The organism is Arsenicicoccus sp. UBA6765 (assembly GCF_002453335.1).
Taxonomy (GTDB): domain Bacteria; phylum Actinomycetota; class Actinomycetes; order Actinomycetales; family Dermatophilaceae; genus Arsenicicoccus; species Arsenicicoccus bolidensis.
Window position 1 is genome coordinate 120,904 of the sequence record NZ_DKGR01000033.1, and the last position, 16,222, is coordinate 137,125.

At 70.3% G+C, this 16,222-nt stretch carries 15 protein-coding genes; 13 read left to right on the forward strand and 2 right to left on the reverse strand.

Annotated elements, in window-relative coordinates:
- Window positions 1-12: 12 nt before the first annotated feature.
- Complete coding sequence (gene arsB / locus B4K29_RS09650) at window positions 13-1,095, reverse strand: ACR3 family arsenite efflux transporter (RefSeq protein WP_286967153.1); 1,083 nt, start codon at window positions 1,093-1,095, stop codon at window positions 13-15.
- 81 nt (window positions 1,096-1,176) lie between these two features.
- On the opposite strand from arsB, the gene B4K29_RS09655 reads away from it, so the two are divergent.
- Entirely contained in the window at window positions 1,177-1,536 is a 360-nt protein-coding gene (locus B4K29_RS09655; protein WP_376783705.1) for an ArsR/SmtB family transcription factor, read from the forward strand.
- Window positions 1,537-1,578: 42 nt separating this feature from the next.
- Here B4K29_RS09655 and B4K29_RS09660 read toward each other — a convergent pair whose 3' ends face one another.
- Window positions 1,579-2,484: a cation diffusion facilitator family transporter gene (locus B4K29_RS09660; protein ID WP_286955554.1), complete on the reverse strand. Its 906-nt coding sequence runs from the start codon at window positions 2,482-2,484 to the stop codon at window positions 1,579-1,581.
- A gap of 311 nt (window positions 2,485-2,795) precedes the next feature.
- Between B4K29_RS09660 and B4K29_RS09665 the strand changes: the two genes are divergently transcribed.
- From B4K29_RS09665 to B4K29_RS09720, 12 genes are all read left to right on the forward strand, one after another.
- Entirely contained in the window at window positions 2,796-3,836 is a 1,041-nt protein-coding gene (locus tag B4K29_RS09665; RefSeq protein ID WP_286960088.1) for an ATP-binding cassette domain-containing protein, read from the forward strand.
- Window positions 3,833-4,666 carry an ABC transporter permease gene (locus B4K29_RS09670; protein WP_286955556.1) on the forward strand — a complete coding sequence of 278 codons (834 nt, stop codon included), beginning with the start codon at window positions 3,833-3,835 and terminating at the stop codon, window positions 4,664-4,666. The genes B4K29_RS09665 and B4K29_RS09670 overlap by 4 nt, the downstream gene beginning before the upstream one ends.
- An 86-nt stretch (window positions 4,667-4,752) precedes the next feature.
- Window positions 4,753-5,502, forward strand: a complete 750-nt coding sequence (locus tag B4K29_RS09675; protein ID WP_286967154.1) for a hypothetical protein — start codon at window positions 4,753-4,755, stop codon at window positions 5,500-5,502.
- A 73-nt stretch (window positions 5,503-5,575) separates the two neighbouring features.
- Window positions 5,576-6,637, forward strand: a complete 1,062-nt coding sequence (locus tag B4K29_RS09680) for a restriction endonuclease (protein ID WP_286967155.1) — start codon at window positions 5,576-5,578, stop codon at window positions 6,635-6,637.
- A 187-nt stretch (window positions 6,638-6,824) separates the two neighbouring features.
- Window positions 6,825-8,297, forward strand: coding sequence for an MFS transporter (locus B4K29_RS09685; protein ID WP_019285032.1), 1,473 nt, complete (start codon window positions 6,825-6,827; stop codon window positions 8,295-8,297).
- A gap of 10 nt (window positions 8,298-8,307) precedes the next feature.
- Window positions 8,308-8,853, forward strand: coding sequence for a universal stress protein (locus B4K29_RS09690; protein ID WP_286967157.1), 546 nt, complete (start codon window positions 8,308-8,310; stop codon window positions 8,851-8,853).
- A gap of 8 nt (window positions 8,854-8,861) precedes the next feature.
- Entirely contained in the window at window positions 8,862-10,775 is a 1,914-nt protein-coding gene (locus B4K29_RS09695; protein ID WP_286967158.1) for a M13-type metalloendopeptidase, read from the forward strand.
- A gap of 92 nt (window positions 10,776-10,867) precedes the next feature.
- Window positions 10,868-11,458, forward strand: a complete 591-nt coding sequence (locus B4K29_RS09700) for an ArsR/SmtB family transcription factor (protein WP_286967159.1) — start codon at window positions 10,868-10,870, stop codon at window positions 11,456-11,458.
- 108 nt (window positions 11,459-11,566) lie between these two features.
- On the forward strand, window positions 11,567-12,820 hold the full coding sequence (locus B4K29_RS09705; protein WP_286967161.1) for an MFS transporter: 1,254 nt from the start codon (window positions 11,567-11,569) through the stop codon (window positions 12,818-12,820).
- Window positions 12,821-12,833: 13 nt separating this feature from the next.
- Window positions 12,834-13,301: an NUDIX domain-containing protein gene (locus B4K29_RS09710; protein WP_239263687.1), complete on the forward strand. Its 468-nt coding sequence runs from the start codon at window positions 12,834-12,836 to the stop codon at window positions 13,299-13,301.
- Between the two features lie 8 nt (window positions 13,302-13,309).
- Window positions 13,310-14,101 carry a Cof-type HAD-IIB family hydrolase gene (locus tag B4K29_RS09715; protein WP_286967162.1) on the forward strand — a complete coding sequence of 264 codons (792 nt, stop codon included), beginning with the start codon at window positions 13,310-13,312 and terminating at the stop codon, window positions 14,099-14,101.
- Window positions 14,102-14,265: 164 nt separating this feature from the next.
- Window positions 14,266-16,221, forward strand: a complete 1,956-nt coding sequence (locus tag B4K29_RS09720) for a beta-glucoside-specific PTS transporter subunit IIABC (RefSeq protein ID WP_029210849.1) — start codon at window positions 14,266-14,268, stop codon at window positions 16,219-16,221.
- Window position 16,222 lies beyond the last annotated feature (1 nt).

The following is a 16,222-nucleotide window of genomic DNA, read 5'->3' on the forward strand; positions in this document are numbered from 1 at the left end:
CAGCGGGGGGTGTCAGCGGGGGGTGTCAGCGGCGTGCGGGAAGCGGCGGCGCAGCCAGAGGCTGACGTAGACCAGGCCGACGAGCACGGGCACCTCGATCAGCGGGCCGACGACGCCGGCCAGCGCCTGCCCCGAGGTCACGCCGAAGGTCGCGATCGCCACGGCGATGGCCAGCTCGAAGTTGTTGCCCGCGGCCGTGAACGCCAGGGTCGTCGTGCGCTCGTAGCCCATGCCGAGCACCCGCCCGAGGACGTAGGACACGCCCCACATCAGGGCGAAGTAGACGAGCAGGGGCAGCGCGATGCGCGCCACGTCCAGCGGCCGGTTGGTGATCTGCTCCCCCTGCAGGGCGAAGAGGATGACGATCGTGAAGAGCAGCCCGTAGAGGGCCCAGGGCCCGACCTTCGGCAGGAACCCCCGCTCGTACGACTCTCTCCCCCAACGCTTCTCGCCGAGGCGGCGGGACAGGTAGCCCGCCAGCAGCGGGATGCCGAGGAAGATCAGGACGCTCGTGGCGATCTCCCACGGGGACACGTCCAGGGCGGACTGCTCGAGCCCGAGCCAGCCGGGCAGCACCGACAGGTAGAACCAGCCGAGGGCCGCGAACGCGATGACCTGGAAGATCGAGTTGAGGGCGACCAGGACGGCCGCGGCCTCGCGGTCGCCGCAGGCCAGGTCGTTCCAGATGATCACCATGGCGATGCAGCGGGCGAGCCCGACGATGATCAGGCCGGTGCGGTACTCCGGCAGGTCGGGCAGGAAGGTCCACGCGAGGGCGAACATCAGCGCGGGCCCGACGATCCAGTTGAGGACGAGGCTGGAGCCGAGCATGCGTCCGTCGCGCGTCACGGTGTCGAGGCGGTCGTAGCGGACCTTGGCCAGCACCGGGTACATCATCACGAGCAGGCCGATCGCGATCGGCAGCGAGACCCCGTCGACCTCGACTGACGCGAGAGCGTCGCCGAGACCCGGCACCAGGCGCCCGAGCAGGAGGCCGGCGACCATGGCGACGCCGATCCACACCGGCAGGTATCGGTCGAGGGTGGACAGCCGCGCCGTGACCGAGGTCTCGGGCGCGCGGTCGGTGGTGGTCATGGCTTCCTCTCATCGACGTTCGTCGATCTGGAGCCTGGCACTCGCATTGATAGTTGTCAATATGGCGGATACCATCGCCGTATGACGACCTTGGCCACCGCCTCGACGGACTGCTGCGCCGCGGGCAGCACCACCCTGATGCCCGCGGATCGCGCCGCCTGCCTGGCCGATCTGTTCAGGGCGCTGGCCGACCCGACCCGCGTGCGGCTGGTGGGCTACATCGCCGCGGCCCAGGGCGGCACGGTGTGCGCCTGCCACCTGCCGGACGAGCTGGGGATCAGCCAGCCCACCCTGAGCCACCACCTCAAGAGGCTCGTCAGCGCGGGGATCATCACGCGCGAGCAGCGCGGTCGCTGGGCGCACTACGCCGTCGTGCCCGAGGTCCTGGACGTGGCACGCGCTTTCCTGGGCACCACCACCGGCGACGCCCGCTGCTGCTGATCCCGACCCACTGCCGCCACTCGCGGCACCGGGCGCGACGGATCAGGCGTGGACGTGCGCCTCGTGGTCGCGATGGGACACCGCCTCGAGCTGGAAGGTCGAGTGCTCCACGCTGACCGCGAAGTGCCCGGCCACGCACTCCTGCAGGTGGTCCAGGATCCGCAGGGCGTGCCCGTCCGAGAAGCACTCGTCGGCGAGCACCACGTGGGCGGACAGGACGGGCAGGCCGGTGGCGACGACCGAGGCGTGCAGGTCGTGCACGTCGACGACGTGGTCCACCCCGAGGATGTGCCGGCGCACCTCCTCCAGGTCCAGCCCGGACGGCACGCTCTCGAGCAGGATCGATCCGGACTCGCGCAGCAGGACGACGGCGCGGGGGACGATCAGGGCCGCGACGGCCAGGCCCGCCACGGCGTCGGCCCTGGCCCACCCGGTCGTGGCGATCACGATCGCGGCGACGATGACGGCGACCGAGCCCAGGGCGTCGTTGACCACCTCGAGGAAGGCGGCCCGCATGTTGAGGTTGCTGCCCCGGCTCCCGCTCAGCACGAGCATCGCCACGAGGTTGCCGATCAGGCCGACGACGCCCACCACGACGAGCGCCTGCGGCCGGATCTCGGGCGGCGCGAGCAGCCGCTGGACGCCCTCGACGATCGCGTAGGCCCCGACCCCGAGCAGGATCGTCGCCTGCCCGCCGGCCGCGAGGACCTCCGCCCGCTGCCAGCCCCACGTCCGACGGGCCGAGGGCGGACGGGCCATCAGTGCGGCGGCCACCAGCGCGACGGCCAGCCCCATGGTGTCGGTGAGCATGTGCGCTGCGTCCACGAGCAGCGCCAGGCTCCCGGTGACGGCGGCGCCGACCAGCTCCCCCACCAGGATCGTCGCCGTGATGGCCAGGGCGATCGCCAGGCGCGCGCGGTTGGAGGTGTCGTGCGCGTGGTCGTGCATACATCGAGGCTACCCGTCCGTCGTGGTCGGCCCCCCGGCTCGGCCCGAGCACCGTGTCGTGCTCCCTGCGTCGCCGGCCCGCGGGCTCGACCACCGTGGCCGTGAGACCGAGGGGCGCGACCTCCTTGCGCAGGGCAAGGGCCAGCGCCTCGACGGCCGCCTTGGCACCCGATCCACCGGCCACCACACCGCACTCGCCGCCTGGCAGCTCGACGACGAGCGAACGACCGAACAGCAGCAAGAGCAACCAGCGGACAGCTCCTGACCGCAGAGGCCTGGGATGGCACCCACACCTCTGCCATGCTCGCCTCATGTCATCCACCCCAGCGGTGATCGCTGACCACCTCGTCAAGCACTACCGGAGCGGCAGGGGGCGCACCGGATCGATCGTCAGGGCGGCCGACGGCATCTCGCTCACAGTGCCCGAGGGCAGCGTCCTCGGCGTGCTCGGCCCCAACGGCGCCGGCAAGACCACCACGGTCCGCATGCTCACCACCCTCGTCCGCCCGGACTCCGGGAGGGCCACCGTCGCGGGCGCCGACGTCGTCCACGACCCCCAGGCGGTGCGCAGGCTCATCGGCGTCTCCGGGCAGTACGCCGCCGTCGACGAGTACCTCACGGGCTACGAGAACCTCGAGATGGTGGGCCGCCTCTACCACCTCTCTGCCAAGGACTCCCGGCAGCGGGCGCGCCAGCTGCTGCGGGACTTCCGCCTCGAGGAGGCGGCCGACCGCCCGGCCAAGACCTACTCCGGCGGGATGCGTCGCCGCCTCGACCTCGCCGGGGCCCTCGTCGCGCGGCCGCCCGTGATCTTCCTCGACGAGCCCACCACCGGCCTGGACCCGCGCAGCCGCGGCGACATGTGGGACGTCATCGGTGACCTGGTCCGCGAGGGCACGACCGTGCTCCTCACGACGCAGTACCTCGAGGAGGCCGACCGCCTCGCCGACAACATCCTGGTCGTCGACCACGGTCGGGTCATCGCCGAGGGAACCGCCGACCAGCTCAAAGACCAGGTCGGCGGCGGCCGCCTGCACGTGACAGTGGCCGACGCCTCCGACATACGGCTGGCTCGCGAGGTCCTCGAAGGACTGGGTGAGGGGCAGGTCAAGGTGGAGGAGCACACCCGCGAGCTCACGCTGCCCGCCGCAGGCGGGACCCGCACCCTCGTCGACGCCGTCCAGCGGCTCGGCGACCGGGGAATCACGGTGCAGGACATCGGCGTCCGGCGCCCCACGCTCGACGACGCCTTCCTGTCGCTGACCGGCCGCCCGGCCGAGGACGCAGACCCCACCGCCACCGACCCGATCGCCACCGAGCCGGCCACGTCCGGGCAGGGAGACCTCCGATGAGCACGCTGCTCGCCGACGCCAGCACCATCGCCCGACGAAACCTGATCAAGATCAAGCGCGTTCCCGACCTGATCGTCTTCACGACGCTGCAGCCGATCATGTTCATCCTGCTGTTCGGCTATGTCTTCGGTTCGCTCGCAGGATCCGGCAACGGCCAGGGCTACCGCGAGTTCCTGATGGCCGGCATCTTTGCGCAGACCATCATCTTCGGCGCCACCATCACCGGATCCGGCATGGCCGAGGACATGCAGAAGGGCGTCATCGACCGCTTCCGCACGCTGCCCATGCACCCCGGCGCGGTGCTCACCGGACGCACCTTCAGCGACCTGCTCAACAACGTCATCGTGCTGATCATCATGACGCTGACCGGTCTCGCGATCGGGTGGCGGATCCGCGACGGGCTGCTGCGCGCGCTGCTGGCCTACGCGCTGATGCTGGCGTTCGCGTACGCGATCAGCTGGGTCATGGCCTACATCGGGCTCAAGGTCCGCGCCCCGGAGATCTTCAACAACGCGACCTTCATGATCATCTTCCCGCTGACCTTCGTCGCCAACACCTTCGTGCCGAGCGAGAACATGCCGGCCGTCCTGCGCACCATCGCCGGGTGGAACCCCGTCTCGACCATCACCCACGCCGCCCGCGACAACCTGGGCAACCTCTTCGCGCTCACGCCGGGCGGGGGTGGCGACGCCGCAGGGATGCGCGAGCGGATCGAGTACACCTGGGCCCTGCAGCACGCCGAGATCTACACCATCGCCTGGATCGTCGGGCTGCTGCTGGTGTTCGTCCCGCTGTCGATCCGGACCTACCAGCGCTCCGTCGCCCGCTGACCCATTGCCTCTCCCTGCCCCAGCCCGTATGCCGAAACCCGGGGCACTGTCCACGCAGCGTGCGGCCTCTCGCTACTCTCAGGCACGTGCAACTACCCACGCTCACCCGCGACGCGGTACTGAAGGCCATCGAGGAGTGCCAGGCATCAACTGAGGCCCGATTTCTGCGCTATTACGGGTTCGGCGACCGAAACATCAAGCACCGCATCCAGCATCAGGGAGAGAAGTACCCAGCGAAGGCCATCATGGGTCGCGCTTTCTGGCACGTGGACAAGACGTTGGTCCGCGCGGCCGACCTCCGCGGCAAGGGCGGGAAGCACGCCATGGCGCGGTTGGCAGACGTGGGCTTACACCCGGAAGAGACGGCCGTTGCGTCGCCCAGCACGAGCGCGGCATCGGCCTCCACCGTCCTTGTTGTTGCGTGCGAGCAGAACACCGCGGATGTATTCGAGAGGGGAGCCCAGCCGAGCGGCGCAGGAACCCGCACTGAGGCGGATCTCATGCGCCGCCTTGAGAAACACCTACGTGTTCTCGGGCACCACCCTGGCAGGCTTCGTATCCAGCCAGCCGACGGCAAGGCCCAGTTCGCCACGGACACCTACGACGTGACATCCAACGTGCTCTACGAGGTGAAGGCGACGGCGGAGCGCAAGTCCGTACGCATGGCCATCGGGCAATTGCTCGACTACGCGAGGTATCGCACGCCTCGCCCGCGACTCGCCATCGTCCTGCCCGAGTCGCCCGGACAGGACCTGCAGGACCTCATCGAGTCGATCGGAATGACGCTGGTCGTCGATTCCGATGTGGGGTTCATCGGACTGCCGGACTCCAGGTAGCTGCTTAAAGCTCCCACCAACGTCAACAAGGTGTGACAGTCTGTCGCCACTTGTGCCGAAGGAGAGATGAGCCATGACAGCAATGTGGGGCATTCACAACGACGCGCTCGGCGCGGAGCTGGTGACGAACGGTTTCATCTCGATCGGATGGGACGAGATCGGAGACGTCCGTGCCATCGGGAGGGACCGGTCCACGCTCAGGGAAGCCGTCGCGCGGACTTACCCCGGGGGAAAACCGGGAGCGTTCCCGGTGTGGGCTGGGGTCTTGCATCGGTTTGCCTACGAGCTCCAGGTGGGCGACCTGGTGGTGGCTCCGTACAAGCCGGACAGCACGATCAACTTTGGCAGGATCGTTGGGGGCTATGAATACGTCCCGGAAGCCCGCACGCACCGCCATCGACGCCGCGTCGAATGGCTCAAGACCGGCGTCGCACGAGGGCTGTTTCCTCAGTCGGCTCTCTACGAGATCGGCTCGGCCGTCACGCGCTTTCGGATCCGCCGACACGAACAGATCTTCCAAGAGTTCCTAGAGGCACCCGACGAAGCGGCGTTTGAGGCTGCCGCCACCGCCGTCGAGGACTCAACGACAGGGCTGGTCGAGACAGCGCCTGAATACGGCTTGTCCCCCACCCTGGACGAGGAAGAGCCCAATGCTGACCGGATTCAGCAGCATACCCAGGACTTCATCGTGCGGACGCTGCACCGCCGCCTCACTCACGAACAGTTCGAGCTCTTCACCACCGATCTGCTCCGCGTGATGGGCTATCAGGCCCGCACCACCAGCTACTCGCAAGACGGTGGCGTTGACGTGATCGCCCACAAGGACCGTCTCGGGCTCGAGGCCCCCCTCATCAAGGTTCAGTGCAAGCACACGACCGTCAGCCAGGGGGCACCCGAGGTCCAGCGGCTCGTGGGCACGCTGTCGCAGGGTGAGGTCGGGCTGTTCGTGACGCTAGGGACGTACACAAGGGAGGCCCAGGCCATGGAGCGCATGCGTCAGGACCTGCGCCTACTCAGCGGCTCCGACATCACCGCGTTCATCCTCGGCCACTACGAGTCGCTCCCGACCCGATGGCGGGACATCATCAAGCTCCGCCGGGTCTACGTGGTGGACCTGCCGCCCGAGGAGCAGTGACGTTCCTACACCGAGAAGTGGTGGTGGAGCGGGGCCCACGGGCCGGTGATCGGAACGACTCGGTGCGTCGTCGGAAGTCTTTTCGGCCGCAACCCCTGCGCAGGTGACTCAGGGGGCGTAGGTTGCCGGACGGGTCGATACACGTCGACCTGAACTCCCCCTGTGAGCTGAACGGAAGGAGGCACCCATGACGGCTGCTGCATCCACCGAGGACAAGCCGGTCCGCAGCATGATCCCGGCGCGCATGGACAAGATGCCCTGGTCGCGCTTCCACTGGATGGTCATCTTCGGGCTCGGCACGGCCTGGATCCTCGACGGCCTCGAGGTCCAGATCGTCGCTGCCGGAGGCTTCGAGAAGTCGCTCGGGATGACCCCTGCCCAGGTCGGCCTCGCCGGCACGATCTACCTGCTCGGCGAGGTCGTCGGCGCCCTGACCTTCGGGCGGCTCACCGACACCCTGGGACGCAAGAAGCTGTTCGTCCTGACGCTGTTCGTCTACCTGGCCGGGTCCGCGCTGGCGGCCATCTCCCCCAACATGTGGATCTTCCTGGTCTGCCGGTTCATCTCCGGGGCGGGCATCGGTGGCGAGTACTCCGCGGTCAACTCGGCCGTCGACGAGCTCATCCCGGGCAGGTACCGCGGGCGCGTCGACCTGGCGATCAACGGCACCTACTGGCTCGGCGCCGGCCTCGGTGCCGCCGCGAGCGCCTACTTCCTGGCCGAGGGCCGCTTCGACGACAACCTCGGCTGGCGCATCGCCTTCATGCTCGGCCCGATCCTCGGCCTCGGCATCATCTACCTGCGCCGCCACATCCCCGAGAGCCCCCGCTGGATGCTCACGCACGGGCGTGGTGAAGAGGCCGAGAAGATCGTCTCCGGCATCGAGCACGACGTCGAGGCGCAGGGCAAGGAGCTGCCGCGCCTGTCCGAGGACCAGGGCATGTGGATCAAGCCTCGTGAGGGACTCACGGTCAAGCAGCTGCGCTACGTCTTCTTCACGATGTACCCGACGCGCACCTTCCTCGGCGCGACGCTGATGATCACGCAGTCCTTCCTCTACAACGCGATCTTCTTCACGTACTCCCTGGTGCTGCAGAACTTCTACGGCCTGTCGGCGGCCAGCGCGGCGATCTACTTCTTCCCCTTCGCCGTCGGCAACCTGCTCGGCCCGCTGCTCCTGGGTCCGCTCTTCGACACCGTCGGACGCCGCAAGATGATCGCGGGCTGCTACTCCTTCGCCGCGATCGTCCTGCTGATCTCGGCCTGGCTGTTCCAGGGCGACATGATCAACGCCTGGGTGCACACCGGCTTCTGGTGCCTGGCGTTCTTCTTCGCGTCCGCGGGCGCCTCGGCCGGCTACCTCACCGTCTCCGAGATCTTCCCCCTCGAGGTGCGCGGTCAGGCGATCTCCTACTTCTTCGCGATCGCCCAGGTGTTCGGCGCCATCGGGCCGGTGTTCTACGGCTGGCTCATCGGCGAGGGCAAGGACCGTACCCCGATGTTCTGGGGCTACGTGATCGCGTCGGTGATCATGCTCTTCGGCGCCTTCGTGGCGGCGAGGTGGGGCGTCGACGCCGAGGGCAAGTCCCTCGAGGAGATCGCGCCTCCGCTCACGAGCTATGACGAGCAGGGCAACGAGACCACGAAGCTCCCGGTGTGAGGAGGCTGCCATGACCGAACGTCCGTACACCGTCGCCGTCGGCGTCAGCGCCACCTCCGGGTCCGCGGCCGCGCTGGCCTGGGCCCGGGACCAGGCGGAGACCCACGGGGGCGAGCTGGTCGCCATACGCGCCTGGAAGGTCCCCTCGCCGCAGGCCACACCCTCCGGCATCTCGTCTGGCCGCATGTCGGTCGCCGAGGACGTCGAGGACGAGGCGATGCGATCCCTCGAGGCGGACGTCGAGGCTGCGCTCGGTCCTGACCACGGCGCCCGGCTGATCCTCGTGCGGGGCGGCAAGCGCAAGGCGCTGCTCGACGCGGCCGAGGACGCGGACCTGCTCGTGGTCGACGCCCCGCGCGGGCTGCCAGCGACGGGCACCGCGTTCGCGCAGCGGCTGGTCTATGCGGCGGCCTGCCCGGTCGTCGTGATGCCGCCGCGGGTCACCGGCGACCAACCGGGCATGCTGAGCCGGGCCGCGGGAGCCATCGGTCGTGGAGCGCTGTGGGCGGCCGCGACGGCCGGACGTCCCGGCTATCGCACGCCTCCCCCGGGCTGAGCCCCGCGATGACCCTGCCCCTCGACGAGCTGTCCACGACCGTCAGACCGCAGGACGACCTGTGGGAGCACGTCAACGGGCCATGGGCGGACTCCGACCCGATCCCCGCCGATCGCGCCCGCTGGGGGCTGTCCGACTCCCGGCGGGCCGAGGTGGCCCGGCAGCTGCGGGAGCTCGTCCGCGACGCCGACCCCGCCTCCTCCTCGCCCGAGGAGCGTGCCGTCGCCCGGCTGTATGCCGCCGCGACCGACCTCGAGACCCGGGACCGCCTCGGCTCGGACCCGCTGCAGGACGAGCTCGCCGCCGTGACGGCCACCCGCTCGATCGACGAGCTGCTGCGAGTGCTCGGCGAGCGCCGGCGGGAGGGCGTGCCGGGGTTGTGCGAGGTCTATCTCCTGCCCGACGCCACCGACCCGACGACCTGGTCGATCCACCTCTTCCAGGGCGGGCTGACCCTGCCCGTGCCGCCGCTCTATGCCCGGCTTGAGGGCGAGGTGCGTTCTGCCGCCACCGATCTCGTGGCGGCGTGCGGGCTGCCTCCCGACGTGGGGCAGCGGGCGATCGACCTGGAGCTTGCCATCGCGCAGGTGTCCTGGGACCGCCCCGACGGGGACGACGACGAGGCGCTGACCAACCCGATGAGCTGGGACGACCTGCGTGACCCGGCCGGCGTGGACGTGCTGCCGCTGATGCGCGGGCTGGGTTGCGCCGACCCGGAACGCCTGCCGCTCAACGTCTGCCAGCCCAAGTTCTGGGCCGGTGTGGGGCGATTGCTGCGCGAGCGGTCCCTGGAGGACTGGCAGGCGTGGGCGCAGTGGCGGATCGTCGACGCGCGAGCACCGTTGCTGTCCGCGGCGATCGGCGCCCGCCACCACGAGCTGCACGGGCGAGCGCTCTCCGGTCAGGCCGAGCAGGCACCGCCCTGGCGCCGCGCCGTCGAGATCGTGCAGCAGCACCTCGGGATGCCGCTCGCCCGCCTGTGGGTGGAGCGCACCCTCGACCCGTCGGCGCGGGACCGCACGCTCGGGCTCGCCGAGCGGGTCCGGTCGAGCTATCGCCTTGTGCTGCAGGGGTGCTCGTGGCTCTCCGACGAGGCCCGGGAGCGTGCCGTGGCCAAGGTCGACGCGGTGGTACTCAACATCGGGTGGCCGCGGGAGTGGCCCTCGCTCGGCGACCTCGACCTGCCCGACGGGGATCTGGTCGGGGCGGTCCGAGCGGCGGCGCGTCGTGAGCAGGATCGCACGTGGGACAAGGCAACTCGGCCCGTCGACCGCGAGGAGTGGGGACCACCGCCGACGACGGTCAACTGCTTCTACAACCCCATGCTCAACCAGCTCACGGTGGAGGGCGCCAGCCTCGCCGCACCGTCCGCGTTCGCGGACCCCGCCGTGCTGCTCGGGCGGTATGGCTCGATCATCGGGCACGAGCTCGGGCACGCGCTGGACTCCCGCGGCTCGCAGCGCGACGAGCTCGGACGGGTGCGGGACTGGTGGTCGGCGGGCGACCGAGCCGCCTTCGAGGAGAGGGTGGCTCGGGTCGTGACGGACGTCGACGGCCGTCATCCGCGCGGCATCGAGGACGCCGTGGTCGACGGCCGCCTCGTCGGGTTCGAGGTCGTCGCCGAGCTCGTCGGCTACCAGATCGCCTGGGACACCTACGCGTCCATGACCACGGCTGACGAACGTGCCACACCCGTCGACGGATTCACCGGCGCCCAGCGCTTCTTCCTCGCCAAGGCCTACGGCCGCCGCGGGATCGACCGCCCCGAGACGGCACGGGCGCGCCTGCACGGCGACGTCCACCCGCCGTTCGAGGTCTTCGCCAACCTCGCCCGTCACCTCGACGCCTTCCACGAGGCCTTCGCCACCCGTCCGGGCGACGGCATGTGGCTGGACCCCGAGGATCGCGTCCGCGTCTACTGACGGGCGGTTCCGGCATACCCCCTCAAATCATCCACAAGGACAGTTGCACAAAAACTCTTGTGCAACTGTCCTTGTGGATCTAGGGTGGTGCCATGACTGAGGACCAGCGACCCCGCAGGGCCAACCCGGCGCACTCCATCACGGAGGCCCCGGCCCTCGCGGCGTTCGCCAACCCGGCGCGAGCCCGCATCCTCGACGCCCTCGCCGTGGACGGCCCGTCCACCGCCTCCATGCTCGCTCGGCGCACCGGCCAGGCCGTCGGCAGCGCGAGCCATCACCTCAAGGTCCTCGACGAGGCCGGCCTGGTCGAGGAGGCGCCCGACCTGAGCACCGATCGGCGCCAACGCTTCTGGCGCCTCGCGCACGCCCACACCCGGTGGTCGCGCTCCGAGATGACCGACCCCAGCGCCCAGGCCGCGGCGCACGAGGCCGAGATGGTGGGGCTCGAGCGCCAGTTCCAGCGCGCGCGCGACGACATCATGACCACCGCCGACAACCCCGGCAGCGCCTCGGGCTCGTTCGCCACCCAGCAGTGGCTCACCATGTCCCCCGCCGAGCTCGACCAGCTCTCCGAAGAGCTGCTCTCCGTCATGCGCCGCTGGCAGTCCCGCGAGCTCCCCGACGACGGGGTCGAGCGCGAGACCTGCTTCGTCTTCGCCCGCGGCTTCCCCGCCCAGCCCTGACCTACCTCAGGTAGGCACATCAGCCCGACCTCGACGCGACCACGTTCGCCGCGGCCATCGCCACGGTGCGCCCTCGCTCGATCCTGCCCTGCCACAAGGAGCTTCGTCATGCCCGCACGCCCCCCGCTCGGCCGCGACTTCCACCTGCTGTGGGCCGGCGAGACCGTCAGCCTCGTCGGCAACGCCACCACCTCGATCCTGCTCCCGCTCGCCGCCGTCCTCGAGCTGCAGGCCGGCCCCGCCTGGATGGGCGCCCTCGCCGCCGCGACCTGGCTGCCCTGGCTCGTCATCGGCCTGCCCGCCGGTGCCTGGGTCGACCGGCTCGATGCCCGCCTCACCATGATCGTGGCCGACATCGCCGCGGCCCTCACCCTGATCACGGTCCCGGTGGCCGCCTGGCTCGACCACCTCACGCTCCCCCACCTCGTCCTCGCCGCCCTGGCCGGAGGCGTGAGCACCGTCTTCTTCCGCACCGCCTACACCACGATCATCCCGAGGCTCGTCGACGACGCCGCGCTGGACACCGCCAACGCCCGCCTCTTCGGCACCGAGGCGACCGCGATGGTCGTCGGGCCGAGCGTGGCCGCACGCCTGGCGGCGGCCGGCGGCCCGGCATTCGGCCTGGCGATCGACGCGGCGAGCTTCCTCGTGTCGGCGGTCTGCCTCTGGCGGATCAAGCCCGGACGGACCGTCCCCGACCAGGATCGTGAGGGGGATGAGGGGGCCGAGGGGCTCGGGGCGCGCATCCGCGAGGGTCTCGCGTTCGTCTTCCGCGACCGCTACCTGCCCTGGCTGGTCGTCATCGGGGGCCTGTCCAACCTCGGGCTGACGGGGTATGGCGCCCTCCTCGTCCTCTACCTGGTGCGCGACCTGGGGCTCACCACCGACATGGTCGGCTGGTACTTCACCACCGGCGCCATCGGCGGTGTCATCGGCTCGGTGATCGCCGTCCCGCTGGCCCGCCGCATCGGCACCGGTCGCCTGCACACCGTGGCCCTGCTCGCCGCCCCCGCCGCGCTCCTCGTCGGCCTCCCCACCGACCGCAGCCAGGTGTGGGTGTCCGCGTTCGGCTACGTCCTCGTCGGCACCTGCGTCGTCGGCGGCAACGTCGTCCGCGCGAGCTGGCGCCAGCGTTACGTGCCCGCCGAGGTCCTGGGCCGCACGGTCACCGCCATGTCGACGGTCAACTTCGGCACCATGCCGCTCGCGGGGGTGCTGGCCGGCTGGCTCGGCAGCACCGTCGGCGTGCGCCCCACGATCCTCGCGATGGCCGGCCTGCACGTGGTGGCGTGCTGGCTGGTCGTCGCGAGCCCCCTCGTCCGGCTCCGTGAGCTGCCGGCGCGCGAGACCGCGAGCGTCTGAGATGCTGACGCGCATGAGCGCCTGGACCCCGCCCGAGCTGCCCGTGTCCGCGGGCGCCATCCTCCTCGACGAGCAGGGCCGCCTGCTGATCCTCAAGCCGACCTACAAGTCCGGGTGGACCATCCCCGGCGGCGTCATGGAGGCCGACGGCGAGTCTCCGTGGGACGCCTGCCGCCGCGAGGTGCTCGAGGAGACGGGGCTCGAGGTCGACGAGGGACGGCTCGTCGTCGTCGACACCCGCCCCGGCAAGGATGGCGCCAAGCTCGGTCTGCGCCTGCTCTTTCACTGCGGCACCGTGACCGCCCGCGCGGCACGGCGGATCCGCCTGCAGGAGGAGGAGATCAGCGAGCACCGCTTCGCGCCGGTCGAGGAGGCGCTCGAGCTGCTGCGCAAGCCGGTGCGCCGCCGCGTCGCCGCCGGCCTCGAGGCCGAGCACGCCATCTATCTCGAGAACGGCCGCCCCGCCCCCGGAATCCGTTGAGGAACAACATGTTTGCGCTCATCGCCGTCGACATCGACGGGACCCTGCTCCGCTCCGACCAGACCCTGTCCCCACGCACGCGCGATGCCTTGCGCACGGCACGCGACCAGGGCGCGATCCTCATGCTCGCCTCCGGGCGCCCCGAGCACGGCCTGCGCCACCTAGCCGAGCGCCTCGGACTCGGGCTCGACCGGCTCGTGCTCTCCGCGTGCAACGGTGCGGCCGTCGTGGACGCCGAGACCGAGGAGATCATCTGCCACCGGACGCTCGAGCACGCCCTCGTGGCGCGGGTGCTGGACCTGGTGGAGGAGCTCGGCGTCGCCGCCATGACACCGCTCGGGCACGTGGTGCACGCCACCCGCGAGGACGGCTACAACGTCGCCGACGAGGCGCCGGCCAACGGCATGGAGCTCGCCATCACGCCGCGCTTCGAGGAGCTCGACGAGCCCCTGCACAAGATCCTCGTGTGCGCGGAGCCCGACCTGCTGGCCCAGCACCTCGACACCTTCCGCGGCGAGCTGGACGGTCACGCCGAGCTCGCCCTCTCCGCCCCGTTCTACCTCGAGATCACGCCGCCCGGGGTCGACAAGGGGTCCGGCCTGCTCGACTACTGCGCCGCCCGCGACCTCGACCCCGCCGAGGCCATCGCCTTCGGGGACAACGAGAACGACCTGCCGATGCTGCGCGTCGCCGGCACCGGGGTGGCCATGGGCAATGCCCTGGACCACGTCAAGGCCGGCGCCGACCGGGTCACCGCCTCCAACGACGAGGACGGCATCGCTGAAGCGTTAGACCTCTGACCACTGTTGCGGGCGTCCCGCACCCTCGCTATCGTCTCTCTCGGCGGATCACCGCCACCCAGGATTGTTACTCGGCAACGAGGCAAGACCTGAGCCACACGCTTCGGCGTGCAGCTCAGGTCTTTTTTGTTGCCCGGGCAACCGCATCGAGACAGGACCGGACGATGGCGTCGGTGGACTACAAGGCAACAGCACAAGGGATCCTCGATCACGTGGGCGGGGAGGACAACGTCCTCAGCGCGACCCACTGCGCGACGCGACTGCGCCTCAAGCTGCGCGACGCGAGCAAGGCCGACACCCAGGCGGTGGAGCGCACCCCCGGCGTCATCACGGTGATGCAGGCGGGTGGGCAGTACCAGGTGGTCATCGGCAACAACGTGCCCAAGGTCTATGCCGCGCTCGGCGAGATCTCCCGCCTGACCGGGGACGACCGGGTCGTCACGGACGACGGCCCCAAGGGCAACATCCTCAACCAGTTCATCCAGCTGATCTCCTCGATCTTCCTGCCCGTGCTCTGGCCGCTGGCCGGCGTCGGTCTGCTCAAGGCCTTCCTCACGATGGCGGTGCAGTTCAGCTGGATCGACGTCAAGTCGACGACCTACATCATCCTCAACGCCTCGGCCGACGGGCTCTTCTACTTCCTGCCGATGTTCCTGGCGGTCACGGCGGCCAAGCGCTTCCGCGCCAACCAGTTCACGGCCATGGCCATCGCCGGCGCGCTCGTCTATCCCGCGATCGTGGCGCTCGGCGCCGCGACCGGCCCGGTCACCTTCTTCGGGATCCCGGTGACGATGATGAGCTACACCAGCTCGGTCATCCCGATCGTCGTCGGCGTCTGGGTGCAGGGCTACCTCGAGCGCTTCCTCGAGCGGGTGCTGCCCGACGCCCTGCGCAACTTCATGGTGCCCCTGCTCACGGTCCTCGTCATGGTGCCGCTGATCTTCATCACCGTCGGACCGATCACCACGTATGCCGCCAAGGGCATCTCGACCGGGGTCACCGCCATCTTCACCTTCGCCCCGTGGCTCGGCGGCGCGATCATGGGCGGGCTGTGGCAGGTGTTCGTGCTGTTCGGCCTGCACTGGGGCTTCGTGCCGGTCATGATCAACGACCTGTCCACGCAGGGCTACTCGCTGCTCGCCGGGCCGCTGGTCGCCGCCGTCGTCGCCCAGGGCGCCGCGATGGCCGCCATCGCCATCCGCTCCCGCAGCGCCAAGCGGCGCGAGATCGCCGGCCCCGCCAGCATCTCCGCCCTCTTCGCCGGCATCACCGAGCCCGGCATCTACGGCGCCACGCTGCCCCTCAAGATCCCCTTCTACGCCGGCATCGCGGGCGGCGCCGTCGGCGGTGCGATCGCCGCGATCGGCGGCTCGGGCAACACGACCTTCGCCTTCGCCTCGCTGCTCGCCCTGCCCGCGTGGAACCACGGCAGCTTCGCCATGCAGGTCATCGGCGACGCCGTCGCCATGGTCATCGCCTTCGTGATCACGTTCATCTTCATGGACCGCGAGAGCAAGGACGTCGACGCGGCCATCCCTGACGCCGTCCCGGCCGCCGCCACCGTGGGTGACGCGCCCTCCGCCCCAGTGGCCGGCTCGGTGGCCACGACCACCACGACCACCACGACCACCGCTGCAGCGACCGCCGACGCAGCCACCGAGGGCGGGATCGTCGACCTGGCCGCCCCGGTCACCGGCACCGTCGTCCCGCTCGCCCAGGTCAACGACAAGGTGTTCGCCTCTGGTGTGCTCGGCGACGGCGTCGGGATCGTGCCGACCGACGGCACCGTGCGCGCCCCCGTCACCGGGACCGTCGTCACCGCCGCCGCGACCGGGCACGCCTTCGGCCTCAAGACGGACGACGGCGTCGAGGTGCTCGTCCACGTCGGCATCGACACCGTCCAGCTCGACGGCCGCCACTTCACCGTCAAGGTCAGCACGGGCGACCGCGTGCAGCGCGGCGACGTCCTCGCCGAGGTAGACCTGGTCGCCGTGGGCGAGGCGGGCTACGACACGACCACGATCATGACCGTCACCAATACCGCTGCCCTCACCAAGGTCACGCCGCTGCCCGAGGCGACCGTCACCGCGGGCGATGCCGTCGTCGCGGTCCAGCCGTGAT